The following is a 21,764-nucleotide window of genomic DNA, read 5'->3' as shown; positions in this document are numbered from 1 at the left end:
CGCATCGAAAGTTTGCCTGGGGCGCAATCCTGCGCGAGGTGAGCTTTTGCGGCCATGTCTCGGAGGCTTCAACGTGCGGCGTTTTTATCAGGAAAGCTGGCAGGGTATACCCTTCACGTCCTTTTCACATATTTCATTCTTTCATCTGGCGGAACCAAAGTTTTATGCGGTTTTTTACGAAGAGCTGTTCCGCCGCTACAAGAACTGGGAAGATTTGCCATCTGTCTGGCGCGAAAACAAGCGCACAGACGCAAAGTGGCTTATCGGTCAGTTGCGTGCAAAGCTGGCGCAAGACCCCGCAGGGCGCACGGAACCCGTGCGCGTGCTGTCCATTGGCAGCGGCGTGGGCTATATGGAAAAGATTTTGCTGGAAGAAATGCCGGAGCTTGAACTGCACGTCAACGAACCCAGCACTGTTGGCATGAAGTGGCTGCGGGAATACATTCCCAGCGACCGCATCTATATCGGGCTGCCGCCCATGTGCCTGCCCTCTGATGTGCAGTACGACATGATCTACCTGTCTACTGTTGACTATGGCATTCCTACGCGCGAGTTCCAGCATCTGCTGTGGGAACTGCGGGCGCAGCTTGCCCCCGGCGGGGAACTGGTGCTGCTTTCTGCGTCATTGCTGGAAGAAGATTCGTTTATCGGCAGTTTCGTGAACGCCATCAAGATCGGCATCCGCGCGGCCCTGCACTATATGGGCATTCGTCGGCAGCAGTTCTGGGGCTGGCGGCGCACACAGGATGAATACCGCGATCTTTTCAAAGAGGCTGGCTTCACCCGGGTGAAGGACGGCTGGCTTGAAGACGGCTTTGAAACCTACTGGATCCGCGGTCAATAACGCTCATGCAGGTGTGAGCACCTGCCGTAAAAGAATATAAACGGCCCAAAGGCATTTGCTTTTGGGCCGTTTGTTGTTTGCCGTGCGGGATTTTGTTGGGTGAAATGCAGGAGTAATCTGGCGCTGTTGCGTTTGCTGGGTGGGGCGCTATTGCTGTGTTTCCGCAAAGGTCTGCAAGGAGCCGTAGCGCGCCAGCACAGCGTTCAGGCTGCCGTCAAGCAGCATGGTCTTTTCTGTCAGGCGTGCGCTGCTTTGGTAAAAATCGCTGTGTCGCACACAGGCTTCGTTGGCGTCATGCCCGCCGCCAGGGTGACTCATGATTTCAACCAACGGGGCGCATCCCCTCTGCCGCTGTATGGCCGCAAGTGACGCTTCGACCCGCGCAGCAGTGAGGTTGCCGCCGCTTACAAGCCCGCACAAAAAGTTGTTGTGGGCAATGCCAGCCTGATCCAGCAGGGCAGCAAATCCGCTCGACCAGTGTGCGAGCAGGGTGCGCCGCGCGCATCCCACAAGTAGCTGGGCCAATGGCAGTGGGGGGATGTGAGCAGGTTCCTTGGGCAGACGCACATAAGCAGGCGGGTGCTCCCGCATGAGGTCCCGCATGATTCCGCGCAGGGCGGGGATGGTGTGTACGTGCAGATGCCCGTCCAGATGCAGCCCTCCCCTTTGCCGCAACGGTGAAAAACCGCTGACAAAGGCATCTATCTGCGCTTCAAATTCATTACGAATGGCTGAAAGCAGGGTCTTATTGTGGAGGCCTTTGCCCGTGGCAAGGTTACAGAGCATCTGCCCCAGCCCGTACCGAAAAATGCCATCTGCATCAACCAGTGGGCGAACCTGTGACACTGGTGCCGTGCAGCGCCCTTCAAGAATATTCAAGTGCAGGCATACGCGCACATTGGGCATGGCGGCCAGTTGCTGCAGGCTCTGTGTCGTGTGTGAGCCGCCCATTATGACGGAAACGGAGTTGAGCGGCCCCTGGGCAAGGCAGGCAAAGATATCTTGGCTGATCTGCCGGGTCAGGCCGCAGTCGTCCGCATGGACGATAAAGCGTATGGAAGGTTGTTTTACAATATCGCTTTGCTGGCGCATGGATCAGGCGTCCGTCTTGTCGCCTTCCAGCGTTTCGGCCAGAAGATAGCGGGGTCTGCCCTTAAGCTCGACAAAGGCGTGGTGCAGGTAGGCCGACAGAATGCATAGGCCTGTGAGAATGGCGCTTCCGGTCAGCAGCATCAGCAGAATGACTGTGGTAAAGCCCGATTCCGCTTGTCCTGTAGCATAGCTCCAAAGAGCCTCGCAGCCCACCATAAACGAAAGACCATAGAACAACAGGGTAATAATGCCAATGACCAGCAAGGGCTTGCCGCTGAAAGACGTCATGGAATCAACGGCCAGGGTAACCCTGCGGGCCAGGCTCCATTTGCTGGTGCCGCCGCAGCGGGCGCAGGGCGTAAACAGTATTTCCTTGTGTCGAAATCCCATCCACGAAGTCAGCCCCCGGTAAAAGAGCTTGCGTTCGCCAAGATTTTTCCAGGCATCAACCACCTTGCGGTCAAGCAGTTTGAAGTCACCCGAACCTTTGAGGTCATATGAAGTCAGCATCTGGAAAATGCGGTAAAACGATACGGCGCAGATTCTGCTTAAAAACGACTCCACTTGCCGTTCCTGCTTGCGTACATCAACCACGTCTACAGCGCCGGCGCGCCACAAGGCCACCATTTCTGGTATAAGCGTAGCGGGGTGCTGCATGTCGCTGTCCATGGTGATGACGGCATCGCCCCGCGCGGCCTCCAGGCCCGCGGAAAGGGCGGCATCCTTGCCGAAATTACGGCTCAGACGCAGGCAGCGCAGGTTGGCATATTGTCCGGTCAGTGCACGCATGGCGGCCCACGTGTCGTCTGTGGAGCCATCGTCAACCAGTACTATTTCGTAGCTGAGGCCGGTTTCTGCCTTCAATGGGGCGAGCACCTCGACGAGAGCAGCCACAAATTCGTGCAGATGAGCACCCTCGCAGTACACGGGGGCAACAACCGAGAGAGTGATTTGGCGCATGCAAAGCCTCACTGCGTGACGTGTTCAGCCGCAATGCCGCGTTTGGCGATAAACCAGCGGTCATTGCTCCAGAGAACGGTTCCCTGCTGCTCAATATCCTGCCGTTCGGACATGGTGCCGCACAAAACCCACTGGGTGCCAGAGGCAAGCCATGCTGCGGCCAATCCCTGTTTATCCCGAATGGCGGTCAGGTCAAGCCAGCGGGCGGCCCCTTGCGCGTCCTGGCTGTACAGATAGGAAGATCCGTCTTTAAAAGCGTAGGCCAGGGGCCGGTACAGGTGATAGCGCACGGCCATGGCATCGGGGTCTGCAAAAATGGGGGCATCTTGCGGGACAATCCGCTGCACGGCTTGCAGGGCTTCGGCGTAGTCTGCTCCCCGGCGCAGACGAGCCTGTACTTTGGCAGGCTGCGGCAGTTCCAGCACATGTCTGAAAGCGAACCTTACCCCATAGGCCCATCGACCCTGATCGCACACAAGAACGACGATGACAGCGGCGATGGCAACAAGGCCCGCCCACTTGGGCGCGCGTTGCCAAAAGCAGGCAAAGCCGCAGACAATCATGAGCCAGCATAAAAAGATGACAAAGCGGACTCCACGGGGAAGCTCTGCTCCCATGGGCATTCTGCCGAGAGCCTGGGCGATGTGAGTTTCCGCTACCGAAATGAGCAGGGCTATGCACAGGCCCAAAACCAGGATGGGTACGATGGATGCCAGGCGCTTCATGGGTGGTGTGCCATAACGGCGCACAACAAATAATCCGGCAATGCCTCCAAGAATGAGAAAAAAGCTGTCGCTTCTGTAATGCAGGTGTCCTATCAGTCTGCTCCAGAGCCCGCCTTCGTCTTCAAGAAAGCGGCGGTCAAAAACCTGCTGGAGCACGGCCAGATCCTGCGGCGAAAATGGCGTGGCGGATTTGATGGAGCTTGTCAGATAGAGCAATGTGGGAAGGCACCAGGCAACAAGGCTCAACAGAAGCCATGCTCCGTGTCGCAGCAGGCTGTCGCCCTTGGCCCTGTGAAAGAAAAATACGGTAAACAGCATACAGCTCGCCACCAGCGAACTGATGCTGTGTAGGTACATGCCGCAGCCCGAAACAAACATGATAAGAGGGCGCAGCTGCGGTTTGTCGAGAGCGGAGAGTGTGGCTGCCAGCAATACAGGGAACAAGGCGGCATAAAAAACACGCGGTGTTATGTCACCCGAGCCAAAGCCCCAATACGTACCAAAACTGACCCATACGGTCACGCCTGTCAGCAGGGCAAACAGGGCGGCAATCAGCGGCGTGTCAAAAAGACGGCGTCCCAGGTAATAACAGGCAATGTAGTGGAAAAACACGCCCACAGCGCCAGCCCGCAGCATCCCCTGCACAATATCGTCACCTGGTTGAAGAAGGCTCGCCAATGTTGATTCAAGGCTGATGATGGAATTTGCAGTGGTTGGAACTGCTAACAGCGGGTCAAGTGAAAACAGTTCACGGCGCAGATCGCCCGCCATATTTTGCACATAGCAGCAAAGGTCGCTACTGATTTTAAGCCCGTCGCATGAAAGCAGGCTCACTCCCCACAGTCCAAACAGAGTATAGCCAGCAATGGCAATGATAAAAAACGTATCCCATAGTGCATAATTTTTGGAATATCTGAAGGACATTTGCTGAACGCCTGGGTGGATTAGTTAGTAAGGACGTCTGCTTAAGTAATAGTAACGCGGTGGGACGTGTTTATGCGGTGCAGTTACGTATAGGCCATTTTTTTTCTGTGCATCCTTCTATGCGAGTGGGGTGCATACATTTTAATGATGTTATATGTCAGTTTAATTTCAGTGAGATAGCGAAGGCAGGCTATTGCAAAATAACATATTTATCAACCGTATGGAAAATAAGGATTATGTTTGGGTAAAAATTAACAGGATATTCCTATGTATAATATCGTGTTTTCAATTAAAAGACACGCAAAAAATGCGGGCGTTTGTGGGAAGGGTACAGGACGATTGTGCTATGTGGCGGCAGCAACAGGTTCTGGTTGGTGTGTCCAAGTTGCGTATTTGATTGTCGTCCCAAAGACCTAGGGGATTTTGCAGGAGAAGTGACGCGTGGTGGAGAGCGATGCAACAGTGAATAACCGGCTTTGAAGCGCCCGGATGCGCCTATGCTCTGATTGGCGTTGGTCAAATTAAAAAGGCCGGGAGTTATCCCGGCCTTCAATCACAGGTTCATTACAGCGTGCGGTGTCACATGCTGTGCTTAAAAGCGGTCGGCGGCTGCCAGCATGCGACGCCACCAGTTCATCCAACCACCCCAAACAGCACCGAGGATTGAATCCTCTTTGCGGCATCCGACGGTCCCCAGCATAACTGCATATTCCATACTTTGCCTCCTTGGTTCTGGTGGTTGCGAACAAAAAAACTTCGCAGGTAAAAACTAGCACTCTCATAAATGGCTTGCAATAGTTCGGGGGGCTTCAGAGTTCGGAATATTCAGGTTGGAACGTTTGCTTGCTTATATTATAATTTATTTTAGGTAGTTATGCTGGTATGCAGAAATAAAAAATATCGTGGCAAGGTGCTGCCATTCTGAAAACCCCAAAAGCATCACCACTGGGTGAAGCGGCGATCTGCCATCTGTTGGGGCTGCAAGCCTCATCCCCCCGCAAGAAACTGTCGAAGGGTGGTGGTCGAGAAAACTTGATTCGTCACCAACTGGAGTGCGCTTGTTTTTAAATGCTCTTCGCATTATTCAGCGTTAAATGTGATTGCGTTCTAGTTAACGGATTGGAGGGGACATGTCGCGTCCGGATTTAAATTTGCTTTTGGCCCTGGATGCGTTGCTGGATGAAGGCAGCGTCATTGGCGCTGCCCGGCGCATGAATTTGAGCCCCCCGGCGATGAGCCGCACCTTGAGCCGGATTCGGGACGCGCTGGAGGATCCCGTGTTTATTCAGGTGGGGCGAAAGCTCATCCCAACACCTAAAGCACTCGCTCTGCGTGAGCAAGTGCGCATGGCTGTGGAGCAGGCTGCACAAGTTTTTTCATCCAACGCCATGATCGACCTGAAATCACTGGACAGGCGGTTCAATGTGCGCGCCACCGATGAGTTTGTGAGCATGCATCTGGGGCATCTGCTGGGAATTATGGCAACGGATATGCCCCGCGCCATGTTGCGCTTTTCACCGGAAGAGGATGACGTGGATGATGAGGCGCTGCGCAATGGCCGTATTGACCTCTTTATCAGTGGTTCACGCAAGCTGGGGCCGGAGATTTGCGTGCAGTCGTTGTTTACCACAACATATGTCGGTGTCGCCCGAGCAAGTCATCCGGTTTTTGACGACGAAATTACCCCCGAGCGCCTCACCCGCTGGGAACATATCAACGTTTCTCGGCGTGGAAAGTCCATCGGCCCCTTAGACGCGGCTCTGGAAGAACACGGGTTGCGCCGTCATGTTGCCCTGGTCGTGCCGAACCCGTACACGGCATTGTTCGCGTTGCAGGATTCTGACCTGCTGCTGATCTTGCCCAAAAATCTGGCCAGCAGCGCGCTTGCCGCAGGCTTGCGAATCCGCCTGTTCGAGCTGCCGGTTCCATTGGAGACTGTGCTACTGACACAGGCCTGGCACTCTCGTCTGGAGAACGATCCCGCCCACCAGTGGCTGCGGCGCACGATCCATGCTCTCTGCAACGGCGATGCTGCGCAGGCGACCAGACAAGCAAAATAGTGGGGGAGAGGCAACCTTCAATGCGTGCGTTTAACGCAATCATCAAAATGCAATAAATTCACTTTTCGGAATGGTAGGGCATGTCTACAGTGGCGCTTATTACGTCATTGCAGAAGGGTTCTATCATGTCTTATGCGAATGTGCCTTCGGCACCTTCAGGCTTCTTTACCTCCGGTCTTTCCCTGCTCCGGGGATGGTTTTTCCGCGGGCTGCCATATCTTGACCTGACCACGCCACGCGCGACCTACGTGATGCGTTCGATTCTTGCCGCAGGCATGGCGCTTGTAGTTGCCTACATGCTGGACCTGCGCGCGCCTTACTCGGCGGCATCCAGCGTTCTTCTTGTCATCAACCCGGTGCAGGGCGCTGTGATCGGAAAAGGCGTGTGGCGGATACTCGGCACACTGGCCGGAATGCTGGCGTCCTTTATTCTGATGAGTTTGTTTGGCCAGAGTCCCTGGCTGTTCCTGCTCGGCTTTGGCCTGTGGATGGGCGTTTGCGTGGTGGGAATGACGCTTCTGCGTCATTTTCGGGCGTATGGCGCAACCCTTGCGGGGTATACCGTGGGGATGGCGGCCTATGGAGCCATGGAACATCCGGAATTTACGTTTTCTCAGGTGATGGGGCGCGGGGCTTCCGTGTCGATCGGCGTGGTGTGCCTGGTGTGCGTGTCAGCACTTTTCAGCACTCGAAGTGTAAGGAATCGTTTGGAAACGCAATTGCGGCGGTTGGCAGCTGCCACCGCAGGCATTCTTTCGACAAATCACCAAGCGACTCATACCGGCGAGACACCGGAAATCAAGCCTATGGATGCGGGCAGGCGGAATCTTATTATTGAAGCGTATGGAGTGGATGACCTGCTGGCGCTGGGAAAAGCCGAATCCCCCGACCTTGCCCAACGTGCCGGTACAGTTCGGCAGACAATGGTCTCCCTGTTTTCCGCATTGGTAGGTGGCATGCCCCCCATGCGGGAGGGTAGCGCCAGCCGGAGCACCCTGAAAGCGCTCAAGCCCCACTGGGAGCTGGCATGGCAGCAAGCCAGCCATGCGCTGGCGCAGGAACAAGGCTCCATCGGGCTGGAGCGTGCCGTGCAGATATTGGCGGATATGCGTGCTCGATTAACAGACACGCTCTCCACGACATCTCTTGATGAAGCGTCGGAGCATGCCGCACTGATGATCGCTGGCGACAGGCTGCTCGAACAGCTCGATGACTATATTGAAGCCCTTAAGGGTATTGAACGGTTACATGCTCCGCTGCCAACAGCGGCGCAAGTCTCCGTGCCGTTTTACCGGGACAGAACTGCGGCGATGCAGAACGGGCTGCGAGCCATGCTGACGGTATTGTTGGGCGGCGCTTTTTGGCTGGCGACTGGCTGGACATACGGAAACCTGATGCTGGCGGGCTTGGCGTCGGGCTGCGCGCTATTGTCCACAGCTCCCAATCCGGCTCTCGGCGCTGTTGAATTTATCAAGGGCACCGTGATTGCCGTTGTAATGGCATTCTTCTGTACCTTCATGGTGCTTCCCCATGTTGAAGGGCTGCCGCTGTTGCTCCTGGTGTTGGGGCTCTTCTGGCTGCCGGGCGTTTACGCAACCTCCATGCCCCGCCATATGGCGGCCGGGGCCACCTATCTCGTGGCTTTCACCACGCTGGCCGCGCCAGACAACCCCATGAACTATGATTTCACGTTATTTCTCAACAGCTCCGTGGCCTGGATACTGGCTGTATTTTTTACGCTGGTGGGGTTCAAGGTTCTGCTGCCGCGCAATCTGTCGCGCGACGCCGAGCGTTTGCACCTTGCTATCCGCGATAATGCACTTGGCACCTTCAGAGGAAAACGGACGGATGCGAAAGTCTGGCAATGGAGCCAGCAGCACCGCACGGCTCAACTTGGTGCGTTGCTTAGAGCGCAACCGGAGGTAATGGAACGGGAGATCGCCAATGCGCTGGACAGTATTCATCTGGGGCGAGAGGTTTTGCGCCTGCGCAATTGGCTGCGCCATGCGCCCAAAGATTCTGAATTGCGCCGTCAGCTCGCAACCGCTTTTCGCTACATGAACCGCCGTGTTGGAGAACCCCAAATGGTGGCCCGGCATGCCCGCCGTGCTGCAAGGTCCTTGTCGCAACTGGCTTTGACGGGGAGCGCAGACACAGCCGAAGCGCAACGATTGATGGTCGTTTTGCTTGATATAGCGGCGTTGCTTGAAAAGCGCGCAGATTACTTTTCACAATATTCTGGAGGTCGAACCGATGCTGAGTGAGTTCTCGGTGGCTGGCATCTACCTGCCGCCATTCTTTGTCTATGCGTGCGTCGCGATGCCAATATATCTGGGGCTTCGTTTCCTGCTTACACGCTGCGGCGCACTGAGGTGGGTCTGGCATCCCGGTTTATTCGGATTTGCTCTTTCCCTCTGCATAGTTTCGATGCTGATTCTCTTTGTTTAACTGCTTATTTTCAGAAAAGGTGTTGATTCTTCATGTCTAATCGTTTGTTTCCAACAAAACAGGTAATCCGGGCGGGGCTTACACTATCCATCGTCGTATTCGCCTGGATTCTGGTAAGCGCGCTCTGGCGTGCCTATGTCTTGGCCCCCTGGACTCGCGATGGCCGCGTCAGTGCGCAGATCGTCCGCATAGCCCCGGAGGTGTCAGGTACGGTATTGGATGTCTCGGTGGCAGATGACCAGTATGTGAAACAGGGGGATGTGCTTTACCGTATAGACCCTGCCCACTTTGCTCTGGCTTTGGCGCAGGCCGAGGCCCAACTGGCTGCGGCGGACGTGTCGTTGCGCCAGAAAATGGAAGACGCCCGGCGCCGCCGGGGTATGGAAGATATTGTGCCTGCAGAAGAAATCCAGCGTGCGAATCAGACAATGGCCATTGCCCAGGCCGAGTTGCGCAGTGCGCAGGTTGCTGTAGACAGGGCAAGGTTGGATATGGAGCACACCGTGCTTCGGGCCCCTGTGGATGGATATGTAACGCGCCTGCGGCTGAACAGGGGCGATTATGCGGTGACTGGTCAGCCGAATATTGCGCTGGTGGACGCGAGCAGCTTCCGGATCATCGGCTACTTTGAAGAAACCAAACTGCATGGTATTGAGCCCGGCGCCTCTGCGCAAATCCGCCTGATGGGTTTTGATGAGGTGATTCCTGGCAGGGTGGTGAGTATCGGGCGTGGAATAGCCGATGCCAACCAGCAGGCTGATGCGCAGGGTTTGCCAAGCGTTGCGCCAAGTTTCAGCTGGGTTCGCTTGGCGCAGCGCATTCCGGTTCGCGTCGAATTTGGGCAACTCCCGCAAAATCTTGTTTTGGCCGCAGGCATGACAGGCAGCATCGAGGTGACTGCGCCGGGAGGCGACAGGCCACCCCAGGGCCGCCTCGCAACGCTTTTGCAACGTTGGCTGTAGGAGTGCGCATGTACACAGCACGAAATCATGCGCGACTGCGTATTTGCAGCGTGTTTCTGCTCGTCTCGTTGTTGCTGGGCCTTTCAGGCTGCCTGTCCGTAGGCCCTGACTATGCCAAACCCACATTGAACCTGCCTGCAAACTGGGTTGAGGCCAACAGTGCCTTGCCTGGCAGCTCTCAGGATGGACTGCGCATGTGGTGGCGGTCATTCAACGACCCGCTGCTCGACAGGTTGGTCGAGCAGGCGCTGGAGCGGAATCAGAATATTGGTATCGCACTGGCACGGTTGCGGCAGGCGCGCGCAGAGCGGGTTCAGACCGCGTCAGCCTATGGACCGACGATATCGGGCGGTGGGGCAGGTGAGGCACGGCGCACCAGCGAGGCCCTCACCGGGCAAGTCGGCGGCGAGTCGCGGACATGGCTTGCTGGCTTTGACGCGAGTTGGGAGCTGGATATTTTTGGTGGAACGCGCAGAGCGGTTGAAGCGGCAGATGCGGGCATTGAAGCGGTTGCCGAAGATCATCGCGCATTGCAGGTGAGTCTGGTTGCGGAACTAGTGTCCAACTACGCGGGCCTGCGTGCAACGCAGCTACGCCTGGCCATCGCCCACGACAACATCCGCACGCTGCTTGAAAGTGAGCGACTGGCTGAGCAGGCCCAGCGGAGGGGCATGGGCACCCTGGCCGATGTGATGCAGGCCCGGGCAGAACGTAAAACAGCCGAGGCGCAGCCGCCTTTGATGGAGGCAGATATTGCCCGGTTCAGTCATGCCATCGGCGTACTGACTGGCGGTTTTCCTGGTGATTGGCGCACAGCGCTGGCCGAGCCGTCTTCATCTTTGCCTGTGCCCGCTCGCCTGCCGCTTTCATTGCCATCGGATGTGATGCGCCAACGCCCTGATATCAGGGCGGACGAACGGCGTCTTGCCGCAGCAACCGCACAGATTGGCGTTGCCGAGGCCGCACGTTTCCCCAGGTTTACAATCCCGTTAGGCATCAGCAGTACGGTCAGTCTTATTCACGACCTCTTTTCCAGCGCCAGCACCGCTTGGTCGGTAGGGGGGCAGGTCAGCCAGTCCATCTACGATGGCGGGCGAGCCCGCGCAGGCGTGAAGGGGGCGCAGGCCAGTGCCGATGCGGCAAGGCTGGTGTATGAGCGGGACGTGAGGCTTGCCTTCCGGGATGTGGAAGATGCCTTGACGGCATTGAACAGTGAACGTTTGCGGCAGGCATCACTTAAGGAGGCCGTTACCGACAGCCAGAAAGCCCTGGAACAATCATCCATGCTCTATGGCAGGGGATTAAGCGCCTATATGCCGGTGCTTGTGGCGCAGCGCACCGTTAATAATGCACGGGATACTCTGGCCCTCAGCCAGTGGGAAGAACTGCGCGGCGTCATTGCCCTCTATAAATCATTGGGGGCAGGGTGGTCAGATGATACATCGGCAGCAGGAGCTGATCAAAAAGATGCGTTCAAAAAGTCAGCAGCCCAGTAACTGAGATAGGCTGGCCCTGCTGCTCCGGATGAACAATGGGCGATGGATTTTGTAAGCGACTCCCTTATGGGAGGGCGACGCCTCCGGATTTTGACAATTGCCGATCTGTGGGATCGTTCAAGTCCGGCGCTCGAAGTGGATATGTCCTTGCCTGGAGTTCGAGTTGTGCGTGTTCTTGAAAGACTACGCCTTCAAGGTCGGTTGCCGCAGCGTATCGAGGTTGACAATGGGCCAGAATTTATCGGTAAGACACTGGATTCATGGGCTTTTGAGCATGGAGTGCAGATAGAGTTTACCCGTCCGGGGAAGCCCACTGATAATGGGCACATTGAAAGTTTTACCGAAAAATTCCGGGATGAGTGTTTAAATCAGAACGTGTTTTTTCCCCTATATGATGCCCGTAGAACGGTTGAAGCATGGCGACAGGATACAAACCAGCGGAGACCGCACAGCTCATTGGGCTGGCTGACACCGGAAGAATTTCGCGAAAGGAATATAACCTGTAGCCCATTGGGAACCACTAACTTACAAGTGGTATACGCAGTGGGGTAAGGTTGTTTTTTCCACACTATCTCAGGAAGGGCAGGTGTATTTTACACATTAAAATGCGCCACAAATAACCGGCGGAATTGATTGAATGAATTTTTTGGTAGCCCTGCCACGGTGCATAACAAAAATGACTTTTGCTCCCCACCCAGGCTTGTCTACCTTGAAAAAGGAGGTTGCTAGGTCTAATTCCAGCGCCACCCGATTCATACTGGAAAAACTCCATGCTGTAACATGCGCAGGATGCCTCCAGTATCTTTTGTCGGGATTAGGGTGCTGGCTTAAACTACCACCATGCCAAAAATCAGTGCATCCAACGATGGCACCTTCATCTTCCAACCTGTCAGCCAAAAACTTTAAATCCTGCATGGGAGTTATGAAGTGTTCAAAAACCTCAAAGGCGGAAATAAGATCCCATTTTTTATTGGGCAACTCATCACGATGATAGAAACGATCATCCCCCAACTGCTTTTTACGCTCCTCAATTAGGGGAATCCAGAGATCACAGCCCACAGCGTCAAATCCATCATCAAGCAAACGCTTGGGAATAAGGCTCCACCCAGCCCCGTATAGCAATGCTTTTTTCCAACCCATTCCATTCAAAAACAGTTCGCAAAAATAACCTTCACGGGTATGAACAAGTGATTCAGGCGGCTGCTTTGCACCGTCAGCTTCTCCTTTGCCGAGGTTGGTAGCGAGATCCATCCCTAGTTTGTACTGGAGCAATCCACATGTGGGACAAACCAACCACTCTTTGTCATGATAATATTCATACGATCGAAGTTGATCTCCACAAATATCACAGGGCGACATCGGGGTGGCGCCTTTTCCCAAACCAATACATCGCGGCATTGGATAGTCGGGTTGTCTCCCCACCGCTTGAATGGCCCGTGCCCTATCTTCCAGCAATTCTTGCGTAACCGCTTTTTCGCCATACTGTAGAATTATACCATCAATGAATGCTAGCGCGTCTAGCGGAAACCCCTCCCGAAGCTTTCTCTGCGCTTCACAATGAAACGCGGTCACCTCATTTTGCAGATTATCATCTAACGGGTTAGTTTTCGATTCCAAAACGCCGTATACCCGTTTGGAGTTTTCCATTGAGTCGTTCCTGTTTGGCTAAAGGGCGATTAAAATGTTAAAAATTGGCACAATATGCTCAAATATTTTGTCCAGTGACTTGTCGCACTTGTCCCAAGCGATAATCCTTTCACGGATTGCAATATCTGATCCAGAGTTAATATATGCAGCAAGCTTATCTCCCCAAATTGATTTTTGATAGTCATGGGTGAGCAGTGGGAGAATATTCATGTTAGTTTCCGAAAGTTAGTTATTAAAGCGATTTTGTTTAAGAATCCTTTGCCTTCTTGTGGGAATCGTACTGTCTTGACGTGTTGAAAAGCCCCGATGGGTTCTGGAGTTTCCCCTGCTAAACCGGGCACTCCAAGTTTTGCAATGAACGGATAAACTCACGGGTGAGAGCATCCGCAGGGTCTTATGTGGGGCATTTTCATTATAGTCTTCAAACCAGCCTGAAAGCTGCTCCATCACAGTTTCGGCGTCTGGTCGATCATTGCAGAAGACGTAATCCCGTTTGAATGTTTTGACGAAAGCTTCAGCTATGCCGTTGCATTGGGGGCTGCGAACCGGAGTAAACTTGCTGACGACGCCCAGCGCGGCGGCAAAAGTTATTGTTTCTCTTGCCGTGTAGCAGGAGCCGTTGTTGGAGAGCCTTTCAACTGGCTGCAATGTTTTGACATCTCCAAACCGTTTTTCAACGCATGCCAGCATGACGCTTTGGGCCATGTCAGCACTATACCCGCCAGTGGTGGCGGCATAGGCCATCTCTTCCCGGTCGCTAGTATCCAGGGCAAAAATAACGCGCACCTGCTCACCGTTGTCGCAGGCAATCTCAAACCCGTCAGAGCACCATCGCTGATTACCTTGTAGTGTGGAAACCTTGCCCGCGTACGCTTTGTTTGGTCGGCTGCCAGTAACCCGTGCCAGCAACAGGTTGTTCTGCCTCATTATCCGTGTAAACACGGTTATGGTTGACCGGAGTGCGCCCACCGGCAATCAGTTGCCGATTATGCAGCCGCTGGATACGCCGATAGCCATAGGTCTGGCGTCCGCCCAAAAGTTCCACAATCAGCGGTAAAAGGGATGCGTCTTCCGCATCGTTGTATTGTTCCGGACGAGGCAGTGGGCTGCAGCTACGTTCATAGGTGTTGGACCGAGACACCGCCAGGGCCTCCGTGACCCGTTTCACTGGAAATCCTCCACGCCGGACAAGGGCAGCCGCGAGATGAGTTTTTTTCGCGGCCAATGCGAACAGCTTCTTTGAGGATTTCCACTTCCAGTGTTTTGTTGCCGAGAACGCGCTTCCAACTGACGGATTCGCTTTTTCAGGGCCTTTACTTCGGCAACGCTGACAACCTCGTCATTGGCTTCAGTGGCTGTTTTGCCGCCCTCACTCATCTGTTTTCTCCAGCGGTAAAGCAAATTCGGAGCAACGCTATACGTTCGAGCCATCAGAGAACCGACTGACCGGGGGCCCATGCAGGATTCTATCAAGTGAACCTTCTCACCGGCAGACCAGCGACGGCGGGGCGTCATGTTTATTATCTCCACTGTTGAACTTGTTTTAGGACTAGTTCCAGACATAGTTCCAGCACCTCCTCCCTAGTTAGAGGGGGCGAACTGGGTGAAATGGGTACTACTCCATTATCATCCATTGTCGTAATGGAAGCAACTATCTTGCCGAGGCTGTCACGGGCGTACAACGCCAAAATATACCTGTGGAAATTATTATCACCGACAACGGTTCCACAGATTCCACTGCCGTTTTAGCAAAAGAACTTGGCTGTAGAGTTGTTAGTATTCCGCATTTGTGGTTCTCAGCAGCGCGGAAAGTGGGGCTAAAAGAAGACAAAGATTCTTCCATCCTTTTCAGCGACCATGATGAAGTGATGCATGAAGGTGCTTTGCCACGGTTTTATGCAGAGTTCCAGCAAGATAACAGTCTGCAAATTGCCATGGCGCAGGTAATGGATTTTATTTCTCCAGAATTGGCTGAAATGGCTGAAGAATTGATCAGAAATCTGTCGGAAAACTCGTCCGTTGCAGGGGCTTGCCCCGTCTTTGGTGTAGAGCCCAAAAAGTCAGCAGCCCAGTAACTGACCTACATCAGGCCAACAAAAAAGCCCTTGCAGTTTTAAACTGTAAGGGCTTTATCTGTAAGCTTTTTTGGAGCGGGAAACGGGATTTGAACCCGCAACCTTCAGCTTGGGAAGCTGACACTCTACCGTTGAGTTATTCCCGCAAAAGTGGAGCGGGAGACGGGATTTGAACCCGCGACTTCAACCTTGGCAAGGTTGCACTCTACCACTGAGTTACTCCCGCATGGTATGCGAAACGGCGAAGCGTAAAGGATGCTGTTGGAGGCGGCATCCAGATTTGAACTGGAGATGGAGGTTTTGCAGACCTCTGCCTTACCACTTGGCTATGCCGCCAGCAAAAAAAATGGAGCGGGAGACGGGATTTGAACCCGCGACTTCAACCTTGGCAAGGTTGCACTCTACCACTGAGTTACTCCCGCTCAGCGAGAAAACGTTCTACGCGGACTAGGCTGAGGTGTCAAGCATTGCTGGACTTTTTTTCGCCGCTTTTTTGACAAACTTGTTAATTTGTTGAAATAACAACTAAAATCGTTGAGCTATAGTCAGCCATGTCTGCGGGCAATCTTTGCTGTCAGGGGCCATCGGCAGTGCCGATGGCCCCCAAGTGTGCCGCCCATGCTGTTTTACAGGGCGCATGCCGCCAATATTTTTCGCATGGCCGATGCCTAATCCTTGCGGTTGTCCACAATGCGCTTGGCCTTGCCCTCTGAGCGCTCTATGGAGCGGGGTTCCATCAGGCGCACCTTGGCGGAGACGCCCAGGTATTCCTTGATGGTCTTTTGCAGGCGGCCTTCCAGCATTTGCAGCTTGCGGATTTCATCGGCAAAGAGGTTCTCGTTCATTTCAACGCGCACTTCAAGTGTGTCGAGGTTGTGCACGCGATCCACGATGATCTGGTAGTTGGGGGAAAGCCCCTCGCTTTCCATCAGAATGCCCTCAATCTGCTGCGGAAACACATTGACGCCGCGGATGATGAGCATGTCGTCGCTGCGGCCCTGGAGGCGCGAAATACGCACGTGGGTGCGGCCGCACCGGCAGGGGGTGTAATCAAGGCTGGTGAGGTCGCGCGTGCGGTAGCGCAACATGGGGATGCCTTCCTTGGTCAGCGTGGTCAGCACCAGTTCGCCCACTTCGCCGGGGGGGAGCTGGTCGCCCGTAACGGGGTCAATGATTTCGGGTAGAATGTGGTCTTCCCACAAATGCATGCCGCACTTGGCTTCTTCGCATTCCATGGCAACGCCGGGGCCCATGATTTCGGACAGGCCGTAAATGTTCATGGCGCTGATGTCCATTTTGTCTTCAATGTCGCGGCGCATGGCTTCAGACCACGGCTCGGCACCGAAAACGCCCACGCGCAGGGGCAGATCGCGAAAATTGACGCCCACTTCCATGGATGCTTCCCACAGATGCAGGCCATAGGACGGCGTGGCGCACAGCACTGTTGCGCCAAAATCGCGCAGCAAACCGGCCTGACGCCGGGTCGCGCCGCCAGAAGCGGGAACAACAGTGGCGCCAAGGCGTTCTGCGCCATAGTGCGCGCCAAGCCCGCCGGTAAAGAGGCCGTAACCATAGGCCACATGCACTACGTCCGAGCGCACCACGCCTGCGGCTGCCAGGCTGCGGGCCATCAGTTCCGCCCAGGTTTCAAGGTCGCGCTGGGTATAACCCACCACTACAGATTTGCCCGTGGTGCCGCTGGAGGCGTGCAGGCGTACGATGTGATCCTTGGGAACCGCAAAAAGGCCATAAGGATAGTGGTTGCGCAGATCCTGCTTTTCCGTAAAGGGCAGCAGTTTAAGATCCGCCAGCGACTTGATGTCGGCAGGGGTGATGCCCGCCTCGTCAAAGCGTTTGCGATAAAAGGGCACGTTGGCGTAGACGCGGTTGCACAAATCACGCAGGCGGCGCAGTTGCAGCGCCTCCATTTCTTCGCGTGGCAGAGTTTCCTGTTTGATGTTGAAAAGCACGGCCCTCTCCTTCTGCGGCTGGCGTTTGGCGGCGCAAAAGCGCGACGCTGATCCCTGAAAAGCTTCGTTTGGGTATGCCGCAATGCGCTGGCGCGGTCAATACGGATTGGCGCGATTTTGCGCCCGTTTCAGCGCGTTGGCGGCTTGCTGCGCCATTGCTCTTGCCCCGTCTTTACGTTATGTGCAGGGTATGGAAAACAACACTTCTTCTTCACCTGCAGGGGGCGCTGCCCCCAAGCGTTATTCGGATGTCCCCCTGGAAGAAAAGCTGGCGGACGTGGTCATGTGGCTTGAAGAGCACAAGGCCGCGCGCGTGGTCAGCATAGATATGGCCGGGCAGGGCGGTTTTGCCGAGGCTCTGGTCATCGCCAGCGCCGGTTCGGTGCGCCACGCCCAGAGCCTCGCCGATGGCGTGGGCGAACTTTGCCGCCAGCGCAATTTTGAATATCTGCGCATGGAAGGCTACACCGCCGGGCAGTGGATCCTGGTGGACATGAACGACATTGTCGTCAACGTTTTTCTGGAGCCGGTGCGCGAGCTTTACGGCCTTGAAGCCCTGTGGGGCAAGGCCGCATCTCTGGCCGAAGCCCGAAGCGGGGAATAATCATGACGCCCACGCTCTTGCTGATTCTTGATGGCTGGGGGATTGCCGAGCCGGGGCCCGGCAACGCGCCCTATATTGCAGCCACACCCAACATGGATGCGCTCCTTGCGCGCTGCCCCCATTCCCAACTCGCGGCCTCCGGGCGCGATGTGGGGCTGCCGCGCGGCTACATGGGCAATTCCGAGGTGGGGCACCTGAACATCGGCGCAGGCCGCGTGGTGTATCAGGATATGACCCGCATTGATGTGGCGCTGGAAGACGGCAGCTTTGCCGCCAATCCGGTGCTCAACGGGCTGCTTGAATCAATTCGCAAGAGCGGCGGCAAGCTGCATCTGGCGGGGCTGCTTTCTGATGGCGGTGTGCACAGCCACATTCATCATCTTGAGGCCCTGTGCGGCATGGCCCATAAGGCAGGGGTGCCCGTGCGCATCCACTGCCTCATGGATGGGCGCGACCGCGACCCGCACAGCGGCGTGGATTTCATGCGCGCGCTGCAAAAGAGCATCGAAGGGCAACCCAAGACGCGCATCGCCAGCATGGTGGGCCGTTTTTTTGCCATGGATCGCGACAAGCACTGGGAGCGTCTTGCCGAAGCGTGGGAGGTTATCGTTCATGGTACCCCCGCAACAACGCTTGCGCCCGTTGCGGCCATTGAGGCCTCGTATGCGGCTGGCATCACGGACGAATTCATCAAGCCCCTGTGTTTTGCTGCGGCTGATGACGCAGGCATGGCCGATGGCGATGGCTTGTTCCTGTTCAACTTCCGCGCAGACCGCATGCGCCAGTTCACCCAGGCCTTTATTCAGCCTGAGTTTGACGGCTTTGACCGTGGCCGCGTTCCGGTTCTGGCCGGGGTTGCTTCCATGACCGCCTATGAATCAAGCTTCAATATCCCCGTGGCCTTTCCCAAGGAGGCCGTGAGCATGGGGCTTGGCGAGGTGGTTTCCCGGCAAGGGCTGAAGCAACTGCGCCTGGCGGAGACGGAAAAATACGCGCACGTCACCTATTTTTTCAACGGCGGGCTTGAAGAACCCTTTGCCGGAGAGGATCGCATTCTCGTGCCGTCCCCCCGCGAGGTGAAAACCTACGACCAAAAGCCCTCCATGAGCGCCGTTGAAGTGACGGACAGGTTTGTGGAAGCCTGGAATTCCGGCGTGTACGATCTTGTGGTCTGCAATCTCGCCAATGGCGACATGGTGGGCCATACGGGCATTCTTCAGGCTGCGGTCAACGCCTGTGAAGTGGTTGACGCCTGCCTGGGGCGCATGGTCGCCGCTGTGGAGGCCCGCAAGGGCCGCATGATTGTCATTGCCGACCACGGCAACTGCGAAAAAATGCTCACGCCCGAAGGTCAGCCCCACACGGCCCACACCACCAATCCCGTTCCCTGCATCCTGCTGGAGCCGGATGGACAGGTGCACGCTCTGGCAAACGGCAGGCTGGCCGATGTGGCCACCACCATTCTTGGTCTTTGGGGAATGCAGCCTTCTGAACTGATGACCGGGCGCAATCTGGCCGCGCCCCAAAATGAAGGGGAGGCCAGCCGTGGCTGAGCGCAAGCGACCCGTCCAGCCTGTTGCGCCTGACGGAATGGAGATCCTGTTTTTTTATCAGTGCCCCAACTGCGGCAAGCACGTGCCGCAAGCAAGCCCAACGGAGCCGCGCATGGTGCGCTGCCCTGGCTGCTCGCAGTCCTTCCCCATCATTCCGGTTGACGAGCACAGCCTGCACTATGTGCGCATTATGCTGGCAGAGGGCAAAGCAGCCGCTGATCCTGATTTTCTGTAAGTCGAATATATCCGTTCTGGTTTTTGGGTGAGCCCGTGGCCCGCCCCTGTTCATGATGCCGCAGCAATGCTGGCTTTGAACAGGGGCGGGCTTTTGTGTGCGTATGCGGTTCCTTTAAAGAGGGAGAAGCATCTTGCCCAGCAAAAAAATTGAACGCGTATTCGAGGTAAGCCCCTGCAGTCAACTTTGGAGAAGAATACGTGGGGGATGGCTCCCGGCGCAGCAAAGGCGGTGGTTTTGGATCGGGGGAATGAAGGCGCTGGCATTGCCTTCATGTCATTTGAGCGTCATATTTCTGCCATTGTGACAGTCTGGTAAAAATTTTTTGACGAAAATGGTTGCCATCATCCATGATTCTAGGTATGTTTTCCCAGCCTGTGTTGGAGCAGGCCTGTGTCAACCCTGTGGGAAAAACTAGAGAGGAAGGGATTTATGAAACGCATCTGTACGCTTATCCTGGCCGCCGGCCTGGTGTTCGGCGCGGCCACCGGTGCCAGCGCCATTGATTTCAAGGCCAAGGGCCAGTGGCTCATGGGCTTCGGCGTGGGCACGGACAGCCCTGTCAGCAAAACTTCGAAGAATGGCAACAAGATCAAGGCCGACAATACCGACACTTTTGACGCTCAGCAGCGCGTGCGCTTGCAGTTGGACGCCGTGGCTTCTGAAGCCCTGTCCGGCACCGTGTACTTTGAAATCGGCACGCAGAAGTGGGGCAAGAGCGATAACGGCGGCGCCCTTGGCGCTGACGGCAACAACCAGGTTCGTGTGAAAAACGCCTACATCGACTGGGCTATCCCCCAGACCGATGCCAAGGTGCGCATGGGTATCCAGGGTCTTGCCCTGCCTAACACCTATGCTGGTGGCTCCGCTGTCATGGATACCGACGTGGCCGCCGTTGTCGGTTCTTACAAGTTCAATGAAAACGTTGCCCTGACCGCTTTCTGGGCGCGTCCCTTCAACGATAACTTCAATGGCAAAGATGCTCGCTACAGCAACAACCATGCGAACTATCTTGACAACATGGATCTGTTCGGCGTGACTGCCCCCCTGACCTTTGACGGTGTGAATCTCACGCCTTGGGTTATGTACGGCGTGCTGGGCAAGAACACCCTGACCAACTACGTTGACAACACTGATGATGGTGTAGACAACGGCACCTATAGCAATATCGGCAGCCGTGACGGCAACCCCCCCTATACTTTGCTGCCCTTCCCCGTTGCCTCCAATCCTAGCAGCCTTGGTGGCACCAGCAAGGCTTACGGCTCCATGTTCTGGGCCGGTCTGCCCCTGGCCGTGACCATGTTCGATCCGTTGAACATCGAACTGGACATCAACTACGGCTATGTTGAAGGCATGGGCCGTTATGATGTGCAGAAGGGCCAGGGCGGCGACATGGTTCGCGGCAGCACCCAGCGTCAGGGCTGGCTGGCCAAGGCCCTTGTTGAATACAAGATGGATTGGGCCACCCCCGGTCTGTTCGGTTGGTATGCTTCCGGCGATGACGGCAGCGTGAAGAACGGTTCCGAGCGCATGCCTTCTATCGTTCCTACCGGCAACTTCACTTCCTACATGGGCGACGGCAACTACGGCTGGCTGCGCCAGGACTACGGCGTTGACTACGCTGGTACCTGGGGCATCGGTGCCCAGTTGAAGGACATGAGCTTCCTGGAAGACCTGAAGCACACCTTCCGCCTGGCTTACTGGGGCGGCACCAACAGCACCAGCATGGTCAAGTACATGAGCTCTGCCTATGCCTGGACTGAAGGCGTGGGCGCTGCCACGGTGCCTTACCTGACCACCCGCGACGGCCTTGTGGAATTCAACCTCGTGAACTCCTACAAGATCTACCAGAACCTGGAAATGAACCTGGAACTGGACTACTTGGTCAACTGCATGGACAACAGCACCTGGAAGAAGGCCAACACTCCCAGCTCGTTCAGCAAGCAGGATATGTGGAAGGCTCAGGTTACCTTCGCGTACAGCTTCTAATCCAAGCGCAACCGTCTGCGGACGGTTTGATACGCATTCAAAGGGAGGCCTTCGGGCCTCCCTTTTTTGCGTATGTGCCAAGACTGTTTGTTGAGCTATGGCTCTGGCCGTCTGCCTCGCGCAAAGCTGTCAGCAGCAGTTCGGCAGTGGAGCGCAGCAGGCTGATACGTAACCTACGTG

Annotated in this window: 18 protein-coding genes, 4 tRNA genes and 2 pseudogenes; 12 read left to right on the top strand and 12 right to left on the bottom strand. The window is 55.6% G+C overall.

The window, feature by feature from the left end; all coding sequences use genetic code 11:
* Positions 1–73: 73 nt before the first annotated feature.
* Positions 74–844 (top strand): methyltransferase domain-containing protein, encoded by a 771-nt coding sequence (locus tag QZ383_RS11065; RefSeq protein ID WP_022659436.1) that lies wholly within the window; start codon positions 74–76, stop codon positions 842–844.
* 147 nt (positions 845–991) lie between these two features.
* Here the strand turns inward: QZ383_RS11065 and QZ383_RS11060 are convergent, their stop codons facing one another.
* From QZ383_RS11060 to QZ383_RS11045, 4 genes are all read right to left on the bottom strand, one after another.
* A complete protein-coding gene (locus QZ383_RS11060; protein WP_291445438.1) occupies positions 992–1,936 on the bottom strand; it encodes a ChbG/HpnK family deacetylase in 945 nt (314 codons plus the stop codon).
* Positions 1,937–1,939: 3 nt separating this feature from the next.
* Complete coding sequence (locus QZ383_RS11055; RefSeq protein ID WP_291445434.1) at positions 1,940–2,896, bottom strand: glycosyltransferase family 2 protein; 957 nt, start codon at positions 2,894–2,896, stop codon at positions 1,940–1,942.
* Between the two features lie 8 nt (positions 2,897–2,904).
* Positions 2,905–4,545, bottom strand: coding sequence for a translation initiation factor 2 (locus QZ383_RS11050; protein WP_291445433.1), 1,641 nt, complete (start codon positions 4,543–4,545; stop codon positions 2,905–2,907).
* A 592-nt stretch (positions 4,546–5,137) separates the two neighbouring features.
* A complete protein-coding gene (locus QZ383_RS11045; protein ID WP_291445431.1) occupies positions 5,138–5,260 on the bottom strand; it encodes a hypothetical protein in 123 nt (40 codons plus the stop codon).
* Positions 5,261–5,675: 415 nt separating this feature from the next.
* On the opposite strand from QZ383_RS11045, the gene QZ383_RS11040 reads away from it, so the two are divergent.
* The 6 genes and pseudogenes from QZ383_RS11040 to QZ383_RS14485 all read left to right on the top strand — a co-directional run.
* Positions 5,676–6,605: a LysR family transcriptional regulator gene (locus QZ383_RS11040; RefSeq protein ID WP_291445429.1), complete on the top strand. Its 930-nt coding sequence runs from the start codon at positions 5,676–5,678 to the stop codon at positions 6,603–6,605.
* 125 nt (positions 6,606–6,730) lie between these two features.
* A complete protein-coding gene (locus tag QZ383_RS11035; protein WP_291445427.1) occupies positions 6,731–8,869 on the top strand; it encodes an FUSC family protein in 2,139 nt (712 codons plus the stop codon).
* Positions 8,859–9,053: a DUF1656 domain-containing protein gene (locus QZ383_RS14490; RefSeq protein ID WP_365861786.1), complete on the top strand. Its 195-nt coding sequence runs from the start codon at positions 8,859–8,861 to the stop codon at positions 9,051–9,053. The genes QZ383_RS11035 and QZ383_RS14490 overlap by 11 nt, the downstream gene beginning before the upstream one ends.
* 32 nt (positions 9,054–9,085) lie before the next feature.
* Positions 9,086–10,015 carry an efflux RND transporter periplasmic adaptor subunit gene (locus QZ383_RS11030; RefSeq protein ID WP_291445425.1) on the top strand — a complete coding sequence of 310 codons (930 nt, stop codon included), beginning with the start codon at positions 9,086–9,088 and terminating at the stop codon, positions 10,013–10,015.
* 8 nt (positions 10,016–10,023) lie between these two features.
* Positions 10,024–11,511 carry an efflux transporter outer membrane subunit gene (locus tag QZ383_RS11025; protein WP_291445423.1) on the top strand — a complete coding sequence of 496 codons (1,488 nt, stop codon included), beginning with the start codon at positions 10,024–10,026 and terminating at the stop codon, positions 11,509–11,511.
* A 30-nt stretch (positions 11,512–11,541) separates the two neighbouring features.
* Positions 11,542–12,063, top strand: a pseudogene (locus QZ383_RS14485) (integrase core domain-containing protein); the annotation flags it as partial.
* A gap of 48 nt (positions 12,064–12,111) precedes the next feature.
* On the opposite strand, the gene QZ383_RS11020 reads toward QZ383_RS14485, so the two are convergent.
* From QZ383_RS11020 to QZ383_RS11010, 3 genes and pseudogenes are all read right to left on the bottom strand, one after another.
* Positions 12,112–13,158, bottom strand: a complete 1,047-nt coding sequence (locus QZ383_RS11020) for a methyltransferase domain-containing protein (protein WP_291445422.1) — start codon at positions 13,156–13,158, stop codon at positions 12,112–12,114.
* A gap of 18 nt (positions 13,159–13,176) precedes the next feature.
* Positions 13,177–13,368 carry a hypothetical protein gene (locus QZ383_RS11015; protein WP_291445420.1) on the bottom strand — a complete coding sequence of 64 codons (192 nt, stop codon included), beginning with the start codon at positions 13,366–13,368 and terminating at the stop codon, positions 13,177–13,179.
* A gap of 118 nt (positions 13,369–13,486) precedes the next feature.
* A pseudogene (locus QZ383_RS11010) lies at positions 13,487–14,721 on the bottom strand (IS3 family transposase).
* 59 nt (positions 14,722–14,780) lie between these two features.
* On the opposite strand from QZ383_RS11010, the gene QZ383_RS11005 reads away from it, so the two are divergent.
* Entirely contained in the window at positions 14,781–15,233 is a 453-nt protein-coding gene (locus tag QZ383_RS11005; RefSeq protein WP_365861837.1) for a glycosyltransferase family A protein, read from the top strand.
* Positions 15,234–15,304: 71 nt separating this feature from the next.
* Here the strand turns inward: QZ383_RS11005 and QZ383_RS11000 are convergent.
* The 5 genes from QZ383_RS11000 to QZ383_RS10980 all read right to left on the bottom strand — a co-directional run bounded on the left by QZ383_RS11000 (position 15,305) and on the right by QZ383_RS10980 (position 17,203).
* Positions 15,305–15,379: transfer RNA gene (locus QZ383_RS11000), tRNA-Gly, on the bottom strand.
* A 5-nt stretch (positions 15,380–15,384) separates the two neighbouring features.
* Positions 15,385–15,459 (bottom strand) — tRNA-Gly (locus tag QZ383_RS10995).
* Between the two features lie 36 nt (positions 15,460–15,495).
* Positions 15,496–15,569 (bottom strand) — tRNA-Cys (locus tag QZ383_RS10990).
* Positions 15,570–15,580: 11 nt separating this feature from the next.
* Positions 15,581–15,655: transfer RNA gene (locus tag QZ383_RS10985), tRNA-Gly, on the bottom strand.
* A gap of 246 nt (positions 15,656–15,901) precedes the next feature.
* A complete protein-coding gene (locus QZ383_RS10980) occupies positions 15,902–17,203 on the bottom strand; it encodes a phenylacetate--CoA ligase (protein WP_291445419.1) in 1,302 nt (433 codons plus the stop codon).
* A gap of 190 nt (positions 17,204–17,393) precedes the next feature.
* On the opposite strand from QZ383_RS10980, the gene rsfS reads away from it, so the two are divergent.
* The 4 genes from rsfS to QZ383_RS10960 all read left to right on the top strand — a co-directional run bounded on the left by rsfS (position 17,394) and on the right by QZ383_RS10960 (position 21,584).
* Complete coding sequence (gene rsfS, locus QZ383_RS10975) at positions 17,394–17,807, top strand: ribosome silencing factor (protein WP_291445418.1); 414 nt, start codon at positions 17,394–17,396, stop codon at positions 17,805–17,807.
* Positions 17,804–19,360, top strand: coding sequence for a 2,3-bisphosphoglycerate-independent phosphoglycerate mutase (gene gpmI / locus QZ383_RS10970; RefSeq protein ID WP_291445558.1), 1,557 nt, complete (start codon positions 17,804–17,806; stop codon positions 19,358–19,360). The genes rsfS and gpmI overlap by 4 nt, the downstream gene beginning before the upstream one ends.
* Positions 19,353–19,595 carry a hypothetical protein gene (locus QZ383_RS10965; protein ID WP_022659449.1) on the top strand — a complete coding sequence of 81 codons (243 nt, stop codon included), beginning with the start codon at positions 19,353–19,355 and terminating at the stop codon, positions 19,593–19,595. Before gpmI ends, QZ383_RS10965 begins: the two co-directional genes overlap by 8 nt.
* 432 nt (positions 19,596–20,027) lie before the next feature.
* Entirely contained in the window at positions 20,028–21,584 is a 1,557-nt protein-coding gene (locus tag QZ383_RS10960) for an outer membrane homotrimeric porin (protein ID WP_291445416.1), read from the top strand.
* Positions 21,585–21,764: the final 180 nt, after the last annotated feature.

The organism is Desulfovibrio sp. (assembly GCF_019422935.1).
In the GTDB taxonomy this organism is placed as follows: domain Bacteria; phylum Desulfobacterota; class Desulfovibrionia; order Desulfovibrionales; family Desulfovibrionaceae; genus Desulfovibrio.
This window is presented reverse-complemented; position numbering and strand designations above follow the sequence as displayed.